This window comes from Micromonospora sp. NPDC050397 (genome assembly GCF_044901685.1).
Taxonomy (GTDB): Bacteria; Actinomycetota; Actinomycetes; order Mycobacteriales; family Micromonosporaceae; genus Micromonospora_G.
Genome location: NZ_JBJDPS010000016.1, coordinates 25,686 through 42,056, shown reverse-complemented (window position 1 = coordinate 42,056; position 16,371 = coordinate 25,686). Strand labels below are relative to the sequence as shown.

Annotated in this window: 12 protein-coding genes; all 12 read right to left on the bottom strand. The window is 73.0% G+C overall.

Annotation, left to right across the window (positions count from 1 at the left end; genetic code table 11):
- Nucleotides 1–21: 21 nt before the first annotated feature.
- Nucleotides 22–927 carry a kinase gene (locus tag ACI2K4_RS30990; RefSeq protein ID WP_404516453.1) on the bottom strand — a complete coding sequence of 302 codons (906 nt, stop codon included), beginning with the start codon at nt 925–927 and terminating at the stop codon, nt 22–24.
- The gene (locus ACI2K4_RS30985) at nt 924–2,411 is read right to left on the bottom strand and encodes an argininosuccinate lyase (protein ID WP_404516451.1); all 1,488 of its coding nucleotides are present in this window, start codon (nt 2,409–2,411) and stop codon (nt 924–926) included. Before ACI2K4_RS30985 ends, ACI2K4_RS30990 begins: the two co-directional genes overlap by 4 nt.
- Nucleotides 2,402–4,030, bottom strand: coding sequence for a condensation domain-containing protein (locus tag ACI2K4_RS30980; RefSeq protein ID WP_404516449.1), 1,629 nt, complete (start codon nt 4,028–4,030; stop codon nt 2,402–2,404). The genes ACI2K4_RS30985 and ACI2K4_RS30980 overlap by 10 nt, the downstream gene beginning before the upstream one ends.
- Complete coding sequence (locus ACI2K4_RS30975; RefSeq protein ID WP_404516448.1) at nt 4,027–7,242, bottom strand: amino acid adenylation domain-containing protein; 3,216 nt, start codon at nt 7,240–7,242, stop codon at nt 4,027–4,029. The genes ACI2K4_RS30980 and ACI2K4_RS30975 overlap by 4 nt, the downstream gene beginning before the upstream one ends.
- 50 nt (nt 7,243–7,292) lie before the next feature.
- Nucleotides 7,293–8,441: a glycine amidinotransferase gene (locus ACI2K4_RS30970; protein ID WP_363306438.1), complete on the bottom strand. Its 1,149-nt coding sequence runs from the start codon at nt 8,439–8,441 to the stop codon at nt 7,293–7,295.
- 58 nt (nt 8,442–8,499) lie between these two features.
- Nucleotides 8,500–9,801, bottom strand: coding sequence for a PLP-dependent aminotransferase family protein (locus tag ACI2K4_RS30965; protein WP_404516447.1), 1,302 nt, complete (start codon nt 9,799–9,801; stop codon nt 8,500–8,502).
- Entirely contained in the window at nt 9,798–11,198 is a 1,401-nt protein-coding gene (gene dpgC, locus ACI2K4_RS30960) for a (3,5-dihydroxyphenyl)acetyl-CoA 1,2-dioxygenase DpgC (RefSeq protein WP_404516446.1), read from the bottom strand. Before dpgC ends, ACI2K4_RS30965 begins: the two co-directional genes overlap by 4 nt.
- Nucleotides 11,195–11,911, bottom strand: a complete 717-nt coding sequence (gene dpgB, locus ACI2K4_RS30955; RefSeq protein ID WP_404516445.1) for an enoyl-CoA-hydratase DpgB — start codon at nt 11,909–11,911, stop codon at nt 11,195–11,197. The genes dpgC and dpgB overlap by 4 nt, the downstream gene beginning before the upstream one ends.
- Nucleotides 11,912–11,931: 20 nt before the next feature.
- Nucleotides 11,932–13,056 carry a 3,5-dihydroxyphenylacetyl-CoA synthase DpgA gene (gene dpgA, locus ACI2K4_RS30950; protein WP_404516444.1) on the bottom strand — a complete coding sequence of 375 codons (1,125 nt, stop codon included), beginning with the start codon at nt 13,054–13,056 and terminating at the stop codon, nt 11,932–11,934.
- A gap of 122 nt (nt 13,057–13,178) precedes the next feature.
- Complete coding sequence (locus ACI2K4_RS30945; RefSeq protein WP_363306435.1) at nt 13,179–14,078, bottom strand: TauD/TfdA family dioxygenase; 900 nt, start codon at nt 14,076–14,078, stop codon at nt 13,179–13,181.
- A gap of 61 nt (nt 14,079–14,139) precedes the next feature.
- A complete protein-coding gene (locus ACI2K4_RS30940) occupies nt 14,140–15,069 on the bottom strand; it encodes a sulfotransferase domain-containing protein (RefSeq protein ID WP_363306434.1) in 930 nt (309 codons plus the stop codon).
- Nucleotides 15,070–15,158: 89 nt separating this feature from the next.
- Nucleotides 15,159–16,370: a cytochrome P450 gene (locus tag ACI2K4_RS30935; protein WP_404516443.1), complete on the bottom strand. Its 1,212-nt coding sequence runs from the start codon at nt 16,368–16,370 to the stop codon at nt 15,159–15,161.
- Nucleotide 16,371: the final 1 nt, after the last annotated feature.

The window sequence follows — 16,371 nt, the reverse complement described above, 5'->3', positions numbered from 1 at the left end:
GGCTGCGGCCCTTCTGTCCGTCTACCGCTCCGCCGCGGCCGACCGGTAGACGGACAGGGTCCCCGGGAGCGCCGCACACGCGACGCGCGCGGCCTCGAGTTGCTCCGGGTGTCCGGCGGCGCCTGCGTCCAGCAGGAGGCCGAGCATGGTCCCACTGTGCGTGCACACCACACCGGGCGCGCCGATGCCTCGGGCGATGCGGGTCATGGCGTCGAGGTTGCGTTTGGGCAGTCGGCACTGGTTGAGGACCGCGCTGCGCGTGGTGACGGCTCCGACGGCGTCCAGGTCGGCAGCACGGACGGCGAGGGCCAGGTCACCGAGGAGCCGCGCGTAGTCGTCCCTCGATCCGGGCGGGACGTGCGGGGAGCGGCGGTTGTGGGAGACCGTGTCGAGCTGTCCGCCCTCGTCGACGGCCACGACGGTGACGGGCGGCAGCGCGCCGAGGAGGGCACGGAGCCGGACGGCTCGGTGCTCGAAGACGACGATGCCGGGATGCATGACCCCGTCGGTGGGTTCGACGGGGCGCAGCCAGTCCTCGACCGCGGCCGGCGAGGTGTCGAGGCCGAGAGCGGCGCCGACGCTGCGGGCCGTGGCGACCAGGTCGGCCGAGGAGCTGGCGAGGCCCTTGCCGACGAGCAGGTCGCTGTCGAGCAGGAGGGTGCCTCCGCCGCCGGCTCCGTGCGCGTCGAGCATGGCCCGCGCCAGTGTCAGCGACTTGGTCTTGTGCGCGGGGTAGACCTGCAGCGGGCCGTGCCGGTCGTAGCGGAACCGGGCCCGGCTGCCGAGGCTGATGGGGAGGGTCACGAGGAAGGCCGTGCCGTCGGGCAGGACGCCTTGGAGGAGTTCACCGAAGGTGCCGCGGGCGGCGCCGGTGCCCTCGTCGATGTCCACGGCCGTCCGGCGGGCGGCGGCCGTCGGCCCGCTCACGCGCTTTCACGCACGGTCACGGGGGTGTCGAGCCTCCGGGCCGCCTCGGCCCGACGGGTGGCGCGGCGCGACCACTCGGCGTCGAGCCGTCGGAGTTCGCGCTCCTCGTCGGCGAGCAGTTCCCCGACCCGGTCCGGGTGGGCGGAGCCCGCCGAGCGCTTGGCACGCAGCCCGCGGTCGATGTCGAAGGACTCGGCGAGCAGTAGGTCGGCCGGTTCCGCCTCGTGGCCGGACTCGGCGGCGCAGGCTCGCAGCAGTTCCGGGTCGGGACGATCGGCCCGCAGTCCCTGTTCGACGGCCCGTCTGACGTAGCGTCCGGCGACGATCTGGGCGGTGCGCCAGGGGATGCCGCACTCCAGGGTGAGGCGGTTGGCGAGAGTGAAGCCGCCGAGGTGGTCGTCGGCGCAGGCGGTGCGCATCCGGTCGGTGCGGTAGGTGACGCCGGTGACGACGGCGTGGGTGAGCCGCAGCAGGGAGCGCATGGCCACGGCCTGGGTGTGCAGGTGGACGCCGGTCTCCTTGGACACCTCGACGGTGTTGCTGTAGGGGGTGTTGCGCTGTCCGGCAGTGAGGTCGCCGGCGCGACCGACGACCTGGGCGCAGCGTCCGCGGATACGTTCGAGGACGGGGAAGTTGCGCTTCTGCGGCATGGCGGCGGAGATGCCGGCGAGGTCGTCGGGCAGGTCGAGGAATCCGAAGCCGCTGCCGCCCCAGGTCATGAGGTCGGTGGTGAAGCGGCTCAGGACGGCCGCGTGTCCGGCGAGGTCCGATGCCATGGAGGTGGTCCAGGTGCGGGAGGCGACGCCGACCAGCGCGTGCGGCTGGACGCGGGCGAAGCCGAGGTGGTCTGCGAGCCGGGCGCGGTCCCAGGGCAGTTCCTGCCCGGCCATGGCTCCGGAGCCCAGGGGGCAGGCGTCCGTCTCGTCGTAGGTGTGGAGCATACGGCGCAGTGCGCCGTTGGTCTCGGCCGCAAGGGCTGCGAGGTGGTAGCCGGGGGTGATGATCTGGGCGGCCTGGCCGTGGGTGTAGCCGGGCATGGGCGTGTCGGTGTGGCGGGCGGCGAGGGCGGTGACGGCCCGTCCGAGGTCCAGGAGGTCCGTCGCGACGGCGGCGAAGTCGGTTCGGGCGGCCATGAGCTGGGCGCAGACCTGGGCGTCGTTGCGGCTGCGGTCGACGTGCCAGGCGGCGAACGGAGGGGTGGGGCCGGACTGTACGTGGTATTCCAGCGCGAAGGAGATGTCTGACATGTTCCGCCGGGGGTCGGCGCGTATCGCGTCGGCGTCGAGCGAGCCGAGGCGGGCGTCGAGGGCGGCAGCTCCGGGAGCGTCGACCAGTCCCATCCGCAGGTAATCGCGCAGCAGGGCCCGTTCGATGGCGACGTAGTGGGGCAGCAGGTGCGCGGCTTCGTGGGCGAACTGCGGAGCGAGCACCTCCTCGTTCCACACGTCGCTCGGTGTGCCGTCGATCCGTCCGGTCACCGCCATGCTGTCCTCCCGGGAGGGGTGCGTTTCAGTGCGGTGGCGAGTCCGGCCACCGTCGGGTCGGCGAAGAAGGTCCGCAGGGTGGGGCGGCCCTCGTGCTCCGGGGCGAGGCGGGCGAGCAGGCGCAGGGCCTGGAGCGAATGGCCGCCGGCGGTGAAGAAGTCCTCGTGGACGTCGACGGCGTCGGTGCCGAGCAGGGACCGCCAGACGGCCGCCACCCGTTCCTCGGCCGCGTCGCGCGGCGCGGTTCTCGCGGGGGCCGCGGCCGGGGCGGGGGCGGGGCACGAGGTGTGCCGGGGCACGGTCCCGGGGAGCAGCGCGGAGAGTCGGGTGCCGGGTGCGTCGAGGAGGGCGGCGAGCAGCCGGAGGTAGTCGGCGAGCAGCCTGTCGGCCGTGGAGCGGTCGAAGAGGGCGGCGTCGTAGACGAGGCGGACGCCGGTGCCGGCGACGTCGAGGAGGAGGTCCTCCTCGCAGGAGGAGACGGGCGGGCCGAGGCCGCTGGCCGGGGTGTGGTTGAAGGCGAGCTGGTAGAGGGGCGGCACGCCGGGCAGGCGCGGTGCCGGGAGGAGTGCGACGAGGCGCTGGAAGGGGATGTCGTGCGGTTCGTCGGCGCGGACGGCGGTGGTGGTGCGGCGGACGAGTTCGGTGCCGTCGGGGTCGCCGGAGAGGTCGGCTCGCAGGACGCGCATGTTGACGAAGGTGCCGATCATGGAGCGGGTCGCCGGGTCGCCGCGCCCTGCGACGGGCAGGCCGACCGCGAGGTCGTCGGCGCCGGAGTGGTGGTGGAGCAGTGCCGTCCAGGCGGCGAGGAGCATCATCGCGGGCCGGGTGCCGTGAGAACGGGCGGCACCGGTCAGGGTGGCGGTGACAGCGGCCGGCAGGGCGGTGCGCACCTCGGCTCCGAGGAATGTGCGGGCGGGCGGGCGCGGCCGGTCCAGCGGCACGGCGTGCACGGGCGGCAGTCCGTAGAGCCGGGCCCGCCAGTGGGGGGCGGCAGGGTGGGTGCCGGTCCGCCGGCGTTCGCGCCGTGCGTAGGTGCCGTAGCCGAAGGACAGCCGGGGCAGGCGGGGGGCGCGCCCTTCCTCGGCGGCGGCGCAGAGTTCGGTGAGTTCTGCGTGGACGTTGAGGCCGGAGGCGCTGTCGTACACGGTGTGGTGGGCGGCGAACACCACGGCCCATGAGCCCTCCCCCAGCCCGAGGACGGCGGCGCGCCACTGGGGCGCCCGGTGCGGGTCGAAGGGGCCGCGGGCCAGCCGGGTGCGCAGCGAGCGGCGTTCCTCGATCTGTGCCCCGGGGTCGTGCGCGCTCAGGTCGAGTACGTCGATCCGCGGCTGCGGGCCGGGGTGGACCTCCTGGCGGAGCCGTCCGTCCACGGTACGCAGGACGGTGCGCAGGGGTTCGTGGCGGTCCATGAGGACGTGCAGGGCGCGCACGAGGTCGTCGGCGGTCACGGACGCGTGCAGGAGGAACTCGTCGACGGCGCAGTAGGTCGGAGGGTCGTGCGCCAGGCGGGAGGCCAGCCAGGCGCGTTCCTGGGCGTAGGTCGCCGGCGCGGTGACCGTTCCGGCCGGGTCGTCGGGGGCGGTCAGGCCGTCCTGGACGGTGGATCTGCGACGCGTCACGAGAGTGCGCCGTCGTCGAGTGGCAGGACGTGGCCGGACAGTCGCACCGGGTCGCCGAGGACGACGGCGATCTCCCGGTCGCCCTCGTACGGTTCGCGGGCGTGGGCGGTGCGGATGTTGTCGACGAGGAGGACGTCGCCCTCCTGCCAGGGCTCGCCCACGGTGAACCTGTCGTAGACGGCGTTGATGCGCTCGACCGTGTCTGCGGTGACGGGGGTGCCGTCGCCTGCGGCGGTGTCGAAGGGCAGTCCGTCGGGGCCGTACACGTCGGTGAGGTACTCGCGGATCGCGGGTTCGAGGGTGAGGCCGTTGAGGAATGCGATCTGGTTGAACCAGCAGGGGACCTTGGTGCGGGGGTGGGCCACGACCGCGGCGCGGCGCTGGCGGGTGACCAGGCTGCCGTCGGGAAGCCATGTGTGGGCGACGGCGGACCGGGCGCAGTAGGCGTCGACCGAGGTCCGGTCGGTGCTGCCGAACGCCTCCTGCCAGGAGAGGCCCACGTCGTGGTAGGCGCGGCGCAGCAGCCAGCCGTGCTCGGCGAAGGGGGCGGTGAGGCCCGGCGGCAGCGCGGCGAGGACCCGTTGGGAGTCGGCGACGGTGGTGCGGCCGCCGGTGGGTGCGGTGAGGCACGCGAAGAGCAGGGTGCCGGGGACGGTGGCGGCGTGGCTCAGCTCGTGGTGCATGCACATCGGGTCCTCGGCGGGCCAGTGGCTGCCGGAGTACACGCCGGGTGCCGGCGCGGTGCGGGGCGCGAAGCCCTCCCGTTCCGTCAGCGGTTCGATGCCGAGCGCGGCGGCGACGCGCGCGACGTCGGCGTGGGTGCGGGCGCCGACGCCGCGGAGCATGACGGCGCCGGATGCGGCGAGGGTGTCCAGGGCCGCGGCGCGGTGCGCGGTGGCGCGGGCGGCGGGGTCGGGGTCGGTGGTACGGGCGTCGAGGACCGGGAGGGGTGGCGGGCTCTCGGCGGCGCGGGCCGGGGCTGTCCTGGGGGCGGGGTGGGCAACGGAGGTCTCCGGGGACGGGGCCGACCTGCTGTCCAGCAGTGCGGCGACGCCGGCGACCGTCGGGGTGTCGCCGAGTTCGGCGACGGTGACCACGCGTTCGAGTTCGATGACGAGACGGATCGCGGACAGCGAGGTGCCGCCGAGGTCGGTGAAGCGGCTGTCGCGTCCGATGCGTTCCTCCGGCACGCGCAGCAGCCGGGCCCATGCTGCCGCGACCCGCCGTTCGGTGGCGGTGCCGGGCCGCGACGCGGCGGTGCCGTCGGCCTCCCGGGGGCTCGCGCTCTCGCGTGCGTGTGCGGTGAGGGCCTTCTTGTCGATCTTGCCGTTGCCGGACAGCGGGAGTTCGCGGACGTGGTGGAGCCGGGGCGGCACCATGTAGTGCGGCAGGTAGGTGCCGAGGACCCGTGCGGTCTCCTCCTCGTCGGGAGCGTCCTCGCCCGTGTAGTGGGCGACGAGTTGAGGGTCGTCTTCGGTGCCCGCGACGACGACCGCGCCGTCGCGGATCCCGGGGACCTGGAGCAGGCGGTCCTCGATCTCACCGATCTCGATGCGGAATCCGCTGATCTTCACCTGGGCGTCGCGCCGGCCGAGGTACTCCAGTTCCCCGGAGGGGAGCCGCCGGCCGAAGTCACCGGAACGGTAGAGCCGTTCGCCGGGGCGGAGGGGGTCGGCACGGTAGACGGCGGCGGTGCGGTCGGGATCGTTGACGTAGCCGCGGCCGACGCAGACACCGGCGATCACGATCTCGCCCGGGGCGCCGTCGGGGACGAGGTGGAGCTGTTCGTCCATGACGTAGACGCGGCAGTTGCGGATGGTGTCACCGAGCGGCACGGAGCGGTGGTCCGGCACGGCGCGCATGACGCCGTGGTGGGAGTCGTCGCTCACCTCGGTGAGCCCGTAGCAGTTGACGAGGGGGACGCCTGGAAACCTCTCGAACCAGCGGCGGACCAGCTCCTTCTTGAGCGCCTCGCCGGTGACGGCCATGACACGTACGTGCGGGAGGGTGGCGCGGTCGCGGGCTGCTTCGGCGAGGACGAGTTCGAGGTAGGTGGGGACGAGCTGGAGCACCTGGACACCGTGGTGGTTGACGAGGTCCACGAAGCGGCCCACGTCGAGCACCGCCTCCTGCTCCACCAGCAGCGCGCGTCCGCCGACGAGGAACGGCGAGACGAGCTGCCACAGGGAGATGTCGAAGCACTGGGGTGCGGTCTGCCCGACGGTGTCGCCCTCCTGGATGCCGAGGTCCTCGATCTTGGCATACAGGTGGTTGAGGAAGCCGTCGTGCTCGCACATGGCGCCCTTGGGCTCACCGGTCGACCCCGAGGTGAAGTACACGTAGGCGAGTTGGCCGCCCGCCACGGCGACTGCGGGGTCGTGTGTGGGGCCGTCGCCGTGGACGAGGTCCCCGACGCTCATCCGGCGGACCGCGCCACGGCCGTCCAGGGCCTCGTCGAGTGACGGCACGCAGGGGTCGGCAAGGACCCAACGGCATTCGGCGCGGGTGAGGGTCCGCGCGATGCGCGAGGCGGGGAAGTCCGGCTCCAGTGGCAGGTAGCAGCCACCCGCCTTGAGAACGCCGAGCACCGCGGCGGGCCACTGCGCGTGCCGTTCGGTGACGACGGCCACGGCGTCCTCCGGGGTCAGCCCCGCACGCAGCAGGGCCCAGGCGATCCGGTTCGCCTCGTCGTTGAGTTCGCGATAGGTGCGGGTGGTTCTCCCGTGCACGACCGCCACGGCGTCGGGATGCTTCTGGACACGCTCCTCGAAGAGTTCGTGGAAGCGGCGGCCGGGCAGCGGGCGCACGGGGCCGGCGCCGCGTGCGACGACGGCCTCGGCCTCCTCGGGCGGCAGGAGACCGTGTCGGGTGTGCGGCTGGTCGGGGTCGTCCGCCATCAGGTGCAGTGCGCGCAGTTCGTGGCGGGCGAGCTGCTCGGCGGTCGTGCCGGCCGTCTCGGACGCGTTCGCCCAGGCCTCCTCCGCCCCTGCGCGTCCCTCGTCGGTGCCCATCAGGCGCACCAGGTCGCGCCAGGTGGCGTCGGGGTCCGGCGGGGCGGTTCCCAACAGCACCGAGGCGACCTTCAGACGTACGGCGAGCCGTACCGCGGCAGGATCGGCGGCGCACACGTGGGCGAGGGCCGCTGCGGCGTCCTCCGGGCGGGCAGGCGCCGCCGGCGGGCCGGCGAGCGGGTCGGGTGCTGTTTCGCGCATCGGGTCGCTCCTGCTGGTCGGTGAACCTGTGTGCGGACCGGGCGGGACGCTCAGGCCAGGTAGTCCTCGGCGCCACCGGTGCGCACCGTGTCGAGGGTGAAGCAGTGGAACCCGCCGCCGAAGAGGCGCCGGTGCCGGTGCCGGACGGGGACGACGGTGAAGCCGTGCTTCTCCAGGGTGGCCACGAGGGTCTTGCAGGCGTCGTTGACCATGACGGTGTGCTCGTCGACGGAGAGCACGTTGAGGTCGATGTAGGGACTGGCCGGGATCGGGTCGTCGTTCTCGTACTGCGGGTAGTCGTCGACGCCGGGCGGCGGCGGGACCACGATGTCCCAGCCGCGCAGGGCATCGGGCAGGTAGTCGACGACGCCCGGGTCGCGCAGCAGTAGCGTGCCGGGGCGCAGCGGGACCACGACGGAGTCGATGTGGCTCTGGGTCAGCCGGTCCATGCGGTGCACGCGGAATCTGCCGTCGAGGTGGCGTCGCAGCCAGTCGAGGGCGAGGACGTGGTTGGCGTTGGAGACGTTGACGATCAGGTCGCGGCCCAGCCGGAGGCAGTTGGCCCCGTCGATCATCGGCTCGACGCCCACGTCGAACGGCGAGGCCTGCGGGTCGAGGGGGACCTCGATGTTCGGGGCCGCGTGGGCGACGTTGGCGGGGTCGAAGGAGTGGTCGGTCATCATGGGGCGCGGCATGGCAGTCCAGCGTGCACCGTTGCGGAAGTACTCCAGGAAGACCGGCTTGAGGAACTGTGTCTCGAAGTAGCGGTCGTGCAGCATGGGCGGGGTCTCGATGATCTCGTCGCCCATGATCAGGGTGTTGTCGCGCAGGTTGAGCGGCGGTGTGACCGCGGCCTCGAAGGCGGGAGTGGCGACCCGGTTCGTCTCCGGGGGGAGGCGCAGGGGCCGGTGCACCGTGACGCCGAGCGCGGTGAGCTGCGCCGCGATGCCTTCCACGTCCTCGACGAGTTCGCCGAGGAAGTGCTCCTTCTGCGCGAGCCGTTGCGGCGCGTTGCGGTTGCGGCGTTGCTCCCCGTCGCGCCAGGTGGACAGGGACGGGTAGTAGCCGCGGGCCCCGGAGAGGTTGTCGCTGATGAACATGTCGAACGACATGTCGCGCACCCGGTCGAGGTAGCCGTCCGCCGAGCCGAGGACGACCTCCTTCAGGGGGGTGAAGTCGTCGTAACTGTTCAGGCGCATCGGCGGGTCCCTTTCGTGGGGCGTCGGGGGGTGACGGCCCGGGTGCGGTGAGCGCGCGTCATCCCGCGGCCTCCCGGGTGAGGAGGGCCGCGAGGCGCCGCACGCCGGTCTCGATCCGGTCGGGCTCCAGGTAGCTGCACGAGAGCCGGATCTGCCGGTCTCCGCGGTCGGTGAGGGAGAACTGCCGCATCGGTGCCCACAGCACGCCGTAGCGGGACGCCGAGACCTCAAGGAGGGCGTCGTCGGCGGGTACGGGCAGCTCGACGCGGACGAAGAAGCCGCCGGCCGGGCGGTGCCAGGAGATCCCGGGCGGCATGCCGTCGGTCAGGTGCCGGTCCAGGGCGTCGGTCAGCCGGGCGAGGTTGGCCCGGTAGCGTGCGGCCTTGCGGCGGGCCAGCGCCCGGAGGGAGCCGCCGTGTTCGAGGAGCAGACCGCCGACGACGGCCTGGGACAGCGGCGGGGTGTTGATGGTGACCATGGTCTTGAGTTCGGCGAGTTCCCGGGCGAGCGACCGTTCACCGGTGCTGTGGCCGACGCGCTGGTCGGCCACGGCGTAGCCGACGCGGGCGCCGGGGAACCCGACCTTGGCGAAGGTGCCGAGGTGGACGACGCGGCGTCGGGTGTCCAGGGCCTTGAGGCCGGGCAGGGCGTCGTCCTCGGCGGCGGTGAAGGCGTAGGTGTTGTCCTCGACGAGGAGCAGGTCCTCGCGCTCGGCCAGGTCGAGCAGGGCGTGCCGTGCGGCGAGCGGCATGCGAGTGCCGCCGGGGTTGGAGAAGTCGGGGGCGACGTAGCAGGCTCGGATGCGGCGGCCTTCGGCGCGGGCCTGCCGGCATCGGGCGGCGAGGTGGCCGGCGTCGAGTCCGGACGGGCCCTCGCGGACGTCTGTCACGGGGATGTCGAGGAGCCGTGCGGCCCCGACGATGCCGGGGTAGCACGGGTCGGCCACGGCGAGCAGGTCGCCGGTGTCCCGGTACAGCGCCCGCAGGGTGAGCAGCATGGCCTCCTGGGCGCCCACGGTGATCACGACGTCGTCCGGGGCGGCGTCGATGCCCTGGTCGGTGCGCAGTGCGTCGGTCACCAGGTCGTTGATGAGGCCCTGGGCGGGTCCGTACGCGTAGAGCGTGCGCTCGGCCCGGGCCGGGTCGAGGCCGCGGACGGTACGCAGGTGGGTGAGGAAGCGCTCGGTCAGGGCGTGCGGGTCCAGGCCCTGGACGAAGTCGGGGTGCGGCGCGCCGGGGGCGAAGGAGATGGCGTCGGGGTGGCGGTCCATCACCTCGTTGAGGAAGCTGATGGCGCCGAGCACCGGGTCCCGGAGGGAGCCGTGCAGGTCCGCCGCGTAGAGGTCGGGGGCGTCGTTCATGTGCGGCTCCCCCGGGCGGCGCGCCGCCGTTCGCGCTCCTGCCAGCGGCGTTCGACCTTGTCGAGGACGTCGGGGGCGTAGGCGCGTTCCGCCTGGGCGAGGGCGAACTCGGCGAGGTAGGCGCGGAAGTGGTCGAGGGATTCCTCGGCGAGGGCGAGCATCCGCCGGTTGGCGGCGACCGCGGGTGCGGAGAGGGCAGCCACGGCGCGTTCCACGGCTTCGTCCATGCGGTCGGCGGGCACGACCTCGTCGAAGACGGTGGCGGCCTCGGGGTCGGTGGTGGCGATCCGGCGTCCGCCGAGCACGACCTGCCGGGCGAGGCGGGCTCCGGTCTGCCGGGTGAGCCGGAGGTTGCCGGCACCGGGCACGATGCCCTCCTCCGCGGCGGGGAGGCTGGCGTAGGCGCCCTCCTCGGCGACGACGTGGTCGAGGGCGAGGAGGAGTTGCATGCCGCCGCCGATCGCGAAGGTGTCGACGGCTCCGATCCACGGCTTGGTGACGCCGCGTTCGCCGCCGGCGCCGGGGGCCGGGTCGGTCAGCAGGCCGTGGAGGAGCTTGTTGACGTAGCCGAGTTCGCGGCCGAGGAGGAAGCCGACCAGCGGTATCCGGCCGTCGCGCAGGTCGGTGAGGTCGACACCGGCGCTGAAGACGCGCCGTCCCCGGTGTGCGGGGTGGTCGGTGACGCAGCCGCGCAGGACGCCGACGCGGACCCTGTCGTCGAGCAGGACGAGGTCGACGGCGGTGTCGAGGTCGGCGATGAGCCGGCTGTTCTCCGCGTTGAGCCGGCGGGGGTTGCGGAACTCGACGTGGGCGGCTGCGCCGCGGCGTTCGACGTGGACGGTGTCCAGTTCGACCCGGCCCTCCGCGCGGAAGCGGTCCAGGAGTTCCAGGGCGCGCGGGGTGGGTCCGAGCATCGTCTCCACGAGGTGCCGGCCGGCGACGGGCGAGCGCAGCACCGCGCCGCAGAAGCGGCCCTGGTCGATCTCGCGGCCCTCCTTCTCCGCCTGGACGTGGCGGAGTTCGGCGGCCATCTGCTCGCGGGTCGGCACCAGTCCGGGCACCCGGTACGCGGCGGCGTCCACAAGTTCCGGCAGGCGCGGGCGGCGGTTGAGGCCGTCGGTGAGCAGGCCGTAGACGGTGTCGGTGTGCCGGGCGAGGAAGGCCCTCCGTACGCCGCGCACTTCGGCGTGCACGGTCGCGGCGCGGATCCTCTCCTCCCGGGACCTCGCCGGGACCGGCGGCAGGGCCGTGAGGGCCCGTTCGGCCGCGGCGGCGTGCTCCGCGAGACGGCCTGCGTCGTGGTCGAAGCGACCGCAGAGGGGGCCGGGGGCCGGGGGCGGGGCGTCGGTGGGTACCGGAGCGGGTACCCCGGTGGACGGGGACGGGCAGTCGGTCATCGCGCCGCCTCCGGGTGCTCCGGGCCGCTGTCGGAAAGGCGTCGCAGCTCGCGGTCGCAGGCTGCCAGATGGACACCGAGCGCGTCGTCGTACTCGGCGGACGCGGCCTCCTCCAGGAGCCGCCGTCGGATGCGGGTCTCCCGGTCGGAGAGCCGGCCGCGCAGGACGGCCGCGGTGTGGACGGCCTCGGTGAGCTCCTCACTGACCTGGTCGACGATGCCGAGGTCCGTGGCGTCGTGGAGTTCGACGGCCGAGTCCCACAGCACGATACGGCGGGCGCGGGCCAGCCCGATGTGCTGCACGAGCCGGTACAGGGTCATGCCGGGCCAGAAGTGCCCCTCGTTGACGGGCAGCAACAGGCGCAGGTCGGGGCCCGCGATCCGGTAGTCCGCGGCCAGCAGCAGGTCGAGCACCGGTCCGCCGCACGTGCCCTCGACGACGGCGATGTTGACGTGGTCGAGCCGCTCCAGCCGGCGCAGAGCCCGCTCCCAGCGCTTGACCTCCTGGATGGACACCGCGCCGGGCCACTCCCGGGGCTGGAGCGGCGACGGGGTGAACCACAGCACCACGACCGCCCGTTCGCGCAGTCCCCCGGCCTGTTCGCAGACCGCGTCCAGCGCCGCGGTCAGCGTCGGCAGCGGACTGCCGCCGTCCAGCCGGACCAGGATGCCCAGCTCCTCGGGCAGCGCCGTCCGGTCGGGTCCGGTCCTCACGGTCGCACCAGCTCCCTTCCTCACCAGCGCACCAGGGCCGTCTCGATGGTCGAGCCCGGCCCCATCGTCATCAGGACTCCGAGGTCGCCCGCCACGGCGGACTTCTCGTCACGCAACCGCTCGTAGGAGAACAGGAAGGATCCGCTGGAGAGGTTGCCGTGGTCGCGCAGCACCCCGGTGGTGTGCCGCACGTCGTGCCGGGACAGTTCGAGGTTCACCCGGATCGCGTCGATGACCTTCTTGCCGCCGGAGTGCACCACCCAGTGGGTGATGTCCCCGGTGCGCAGTCCGGTGCCGTCGAGGAGGCGGGAGACCGCGGTCTCGGCGTGGGCGCCGACGACGTAGGGCACGTCGGCGTCGAGGTAGAAGCTGAACTTGGCGTGCGCGTCGTCCCAGTCGTAGCGCATCGCGGCGACGGCCTCGGGGATGATGTGGCTGGTGAACCTCAGCAGCTCCGGACCGGACGGCGGCGCCCCGGCGCCGGGGTCCGCGGGGGCTCGGACGGCGACGGCGGCCGAACCGTCCCCGAACAGACTGTTGACCACCGAGGAGCGCATGGTGCCGTCGAAGACGTAGGCGGCGGAGCAGGCCTCGACACAGACCATGAGGGCGAGTTCGCCGGGGTGGCCGCCGACCCAGCCCGCGACGGCGTTGAGCGCGTTGAGCCCGGCGTTGCAGCCCATACCGACGACGTCGAGGCGCTGGCAGGAGGGGTGGATGCCGAGGTCCCTGATGAGCAACGCGGACAGGCCGGGGGTGAGCAGCCCGGTGGAGGTGACGCAGCACAGGTAGCGGATGTCGGCGAGCTCCGCCCCGGCGTCCGCCAGACAGCGTTCGACGGCCTCGCGGCCCATCCGCAGCCCGGTCTCGGTGTGCTTGCGCAGCAGGTCGCCCTGGGATTCCTCGACGGGCTTCCCGTCGGGGCCGATCGTGGGCAGGCTCAGGTTGCGGCGCTCGATGTTGCCGCCGAGGAAGACGGAGCGGATGCGCCGGTCGGTGATGCCGAAGGTGTCCAGGACCTCCCGCTGGGTGTACGAGACGGGCGGCACCGCGGTGCCGACTCCGACCAGTGCCGGGGTGCCGGCGGCTGTTCGCTCCTCCGGACGCCCGGGAGCCCGGTCGGCCGGCTGCTTGGTTCCGCGCACGTTTTCCTCCGTGGGGCGCGTGGTCCGGTGGCGATGGCCGAGGGGGCTCGGGGCACCGCACCGCTGCTCGCCGTCGTCGCACGACGGCGGTGTGGCCCGACGGGCCCGGCCGGCCGGCTCGCTCAGTAGCCGATCTTGGCGTTGATGCGGCGCGGGTAGTACCGCTCGTCGCCGTTGCGCCGGTACTCGGGCAGACTCGGGGTGTCGCTCGACGGCAGGTCGCCGTTGACGGTGACACGCTGGCCGCGGCGGTGTTCCTGGTAGTCGTTGATGGCGATGTGCTGGGTGACGCGGTTGTCCCAGAGGGCCACGGTGTGCGGGTCCCAGCGGTGCCGGAGGGTGAAGGCCGGCTGCTCGGAGTGCTCGAACAGGTGCTGCAGGACGGTGTCGCTCTCCTGCCGGGTGAGCTGCGGGATGTGCGAGGTCCACATCCGGGTGACGTAGAGCGACTTGCGTCCGGTGACCGGGTGGACGCGCACGACGGGGTGCTCGGCGGACATCTCGACGACCGGCGGGATCTTCAGGACGTGGACGGCGGTGAGCCCGTCGAGCATCGCGCGGAAGGGCTCGGAGAGCGTCTCGTACGCCCGGTACTGGTTGCTCCACATGGTGTCGCCGCCGGCGGAGGGGGTGTCGATGAGGTGCAGGATCGACGCGATCGGCGGGCTGGGACTGAAGCTGACGTCGATGTGCCACTCGTCGGCCTTGCCGCCCTTGTCGGGCTGGATCACCGTGATCTCGGGGTGGCCCTCGAGCTTGGGCAGGAAGGGGTGGACCTCCACCTCGCCGAAGCGCCGGCCGAACGCCACGTGTCCCTCGGGGGTCAGCTTGTCCTGGTCCGGGAAGAAGAGCACGAGGTGCTCGAGCATCAGCTCGTGGACGCGGTCGAACTGGGCGTCGGTGAGGCAGTCCAGGTCGATCCCGCGGACCTCGGCGCCGAGGGCGCCGGAGACGCGGCGGATGTCGATGCCGTCGGCGGGCGGGGTGGTGGTGGGGGCCTGCGGTGCTGCGGACGTGGTCACAGCGGGGTCTCCTTCGAGGCGCGGGGGCGGGGCGACGCGTCGGCGGGCAGCCGTGCGGGGGTCAGGGCCGGGCGCCCGCCGTTCCGCCGTGCAGCCAGTCCAGGAACGGCTTCGGGGCGAGGGCGCCGACGCGCTCGTGGTAGGCGTCGAGGTCCGCCTCGGTGAGGACGTCGCGGGCGCCCCCGGAGCGTCCGGCCCGGAAGAACTTCACGGGGTCCGCGAGGATCTCCTTGTCCGGCGCCAGCCGGGCGGCCCGGCCCTTCATCTCGTCGAAGGTCGCCGCGCGCACCAACTCCGGCCGGACGGCCTCGTCCACGGTGATGCCCAGCCACTCGGCCAGCTCCGCCAGCTGGCCGTCGAGGTCGGTGCACAGGTCGTCGTAGTGCATCAGTCGGACGTTCGGCTCCTCCCGCCGGGTCCAGGCGTCGAGCGGGTGGTGGAGCTCGGCGGCGGCCACGTCCTGTTCCCAGGCGTCCGACTCGCCGGCGCGGCACCAGTTGAGCAGGTACTCGCGGGCCGGCGGAAGCGTGAGGGACGCCGGTCCCTCGTACTCCGGGGAGTCCTCGCTGTTGAAGGCGTGCAGCCACTCGGCGCGGACGTTGGAGGCCTGGTGGTACATGGACAGGGCACGGTCGAGCGGGTGCCGGGCTACGACGATGTAGCTGACGCGCGGATCGAGCGGGAGCCCGTCGAGCGGGACGTGCGTCTTGAGGACGCGCCGGTGCTCCTGCGCGGCGAGCTGCGCGTACATCTGGTCCTGCGGGGTGAAGAGCTGGTCCAGCCACGGCGACAGCGTCGACAGCGGCTCGGGGAGTTCGGGGGTCTGGAACACGAGCAGTGCGCAGATCATCTGCACCCAGGTCGTGCCGGACTTCGCCGGGCTGCTGACGACGATGTCGCCCTCGCGCAGCGGGAAGTCGTCCCAGCGTGCGCTGTCCTGTTGCGGCGACCTGTACCGGCGCGGCGCTGGGGTCAGAGTCTGTTCGGCCATGGCGACATCCCTCACAGGGAACGGAGAGGCGGCGGTTTCGGTCACAATCTGCCGTGGGGGCCTTCGCACGGCATCCACGTTCGCCACAGTTACGCGTCCCAGGTGACCGGGAGGCTCTTCACGCCGTAGACGTCCGCGATCTCCGCCTCGGGGCGCAGGGCGATCTCTTCGGCGGGCACGGCGAGGCGGAGGGTGGGGAAGCGGTTCGCCAGGGCGGGGAACGCCACCTTCATCTGGACGCGGGCCAGTTGCTGGCCCAGACACTGGTGGATGCCGTGCCCGAAGGCGATGTGGGCGCCCTCCTGGCGCCGCAGGTCGAGGACGTGGGGGTCGGTGAACCGGTCGGGGTCGCGGTTGGCGGTGTTGTAGGACAGGATCAGCGAGGTTCCGGCCCTGACGGTGTGGCCGCCGAGGTCCACGTCCTCCAGCGCCGTCCGCATGAAGGTCTTGCCGACGCTCAGGTAGCGCAGCAGTTCTTCGACGGCCGGGTCGGTGAGTGCGGGGTCGGCGCGCAGGGCGGCGAACTGCTCGGGGTGGCGCAGCAGCGCGAAGGTGCCGAGACCGATCATGTGCATCGTGGTGTCCAGTCCGGCGGCGAGCAGGAAGAGCGACATGCCGACCAGTTCCTCGTCGGTGAGGTCGCCTTCGGTGAGTTCGCTGAGCACGTCGTCGGTGGGACGGGCGCGTTTGGCGGTCACCAGAGCGCCGAGGTGGGTGCGGGTGGCGTGGTAGGCGGCGATGAGGTCGTCGCGGTCGGACTCCAGGTCCCGGAAGGCGTCCACCTGCTTCTGGAACGCCGCGCGTTCCTCGTGCGGGACACCCAGCAGTTCGCAGATGGTGACGGCGGGGATGGGTTTGGCGTACGCGGTCACCAGGTCGGTGGGCCCGCCGGCCAGTTCCATGGCGTCGAGGTGTGCGGCGGTGATCTCCTCGACGCGTTCGGTGAGCAACCGCATGCGCCGCACGGTGAACTTGCCCATCAGGGGCTTGCGGTAGCGGCTGTGGCGGGGTTCGTCCATGAAGAGGAACTCGCCCGGGGGTGCCGGTTCGAGCTCGACGTCGCCGTGGTCGACGGTCGGGTGGCGCAGGAGCTCCCAGCGGGAGCTGAAGCGCCGGTCGGCCAGCACGGACCTGACGAGGTCGTATCCGGTGACCAGCCAGCCGTCCACGCCGCCGGGGAAGACGTAGCGGCTGATGGGGCCGTGGCGGCGGGCTTCGAGCAGTTCGGCCGGTGGGTCGAAGGGCCGGTCGGGCCGGCGTTGCGTCGGCATGGTGGTGACGGTGTACAGGGGCTCGCCCACG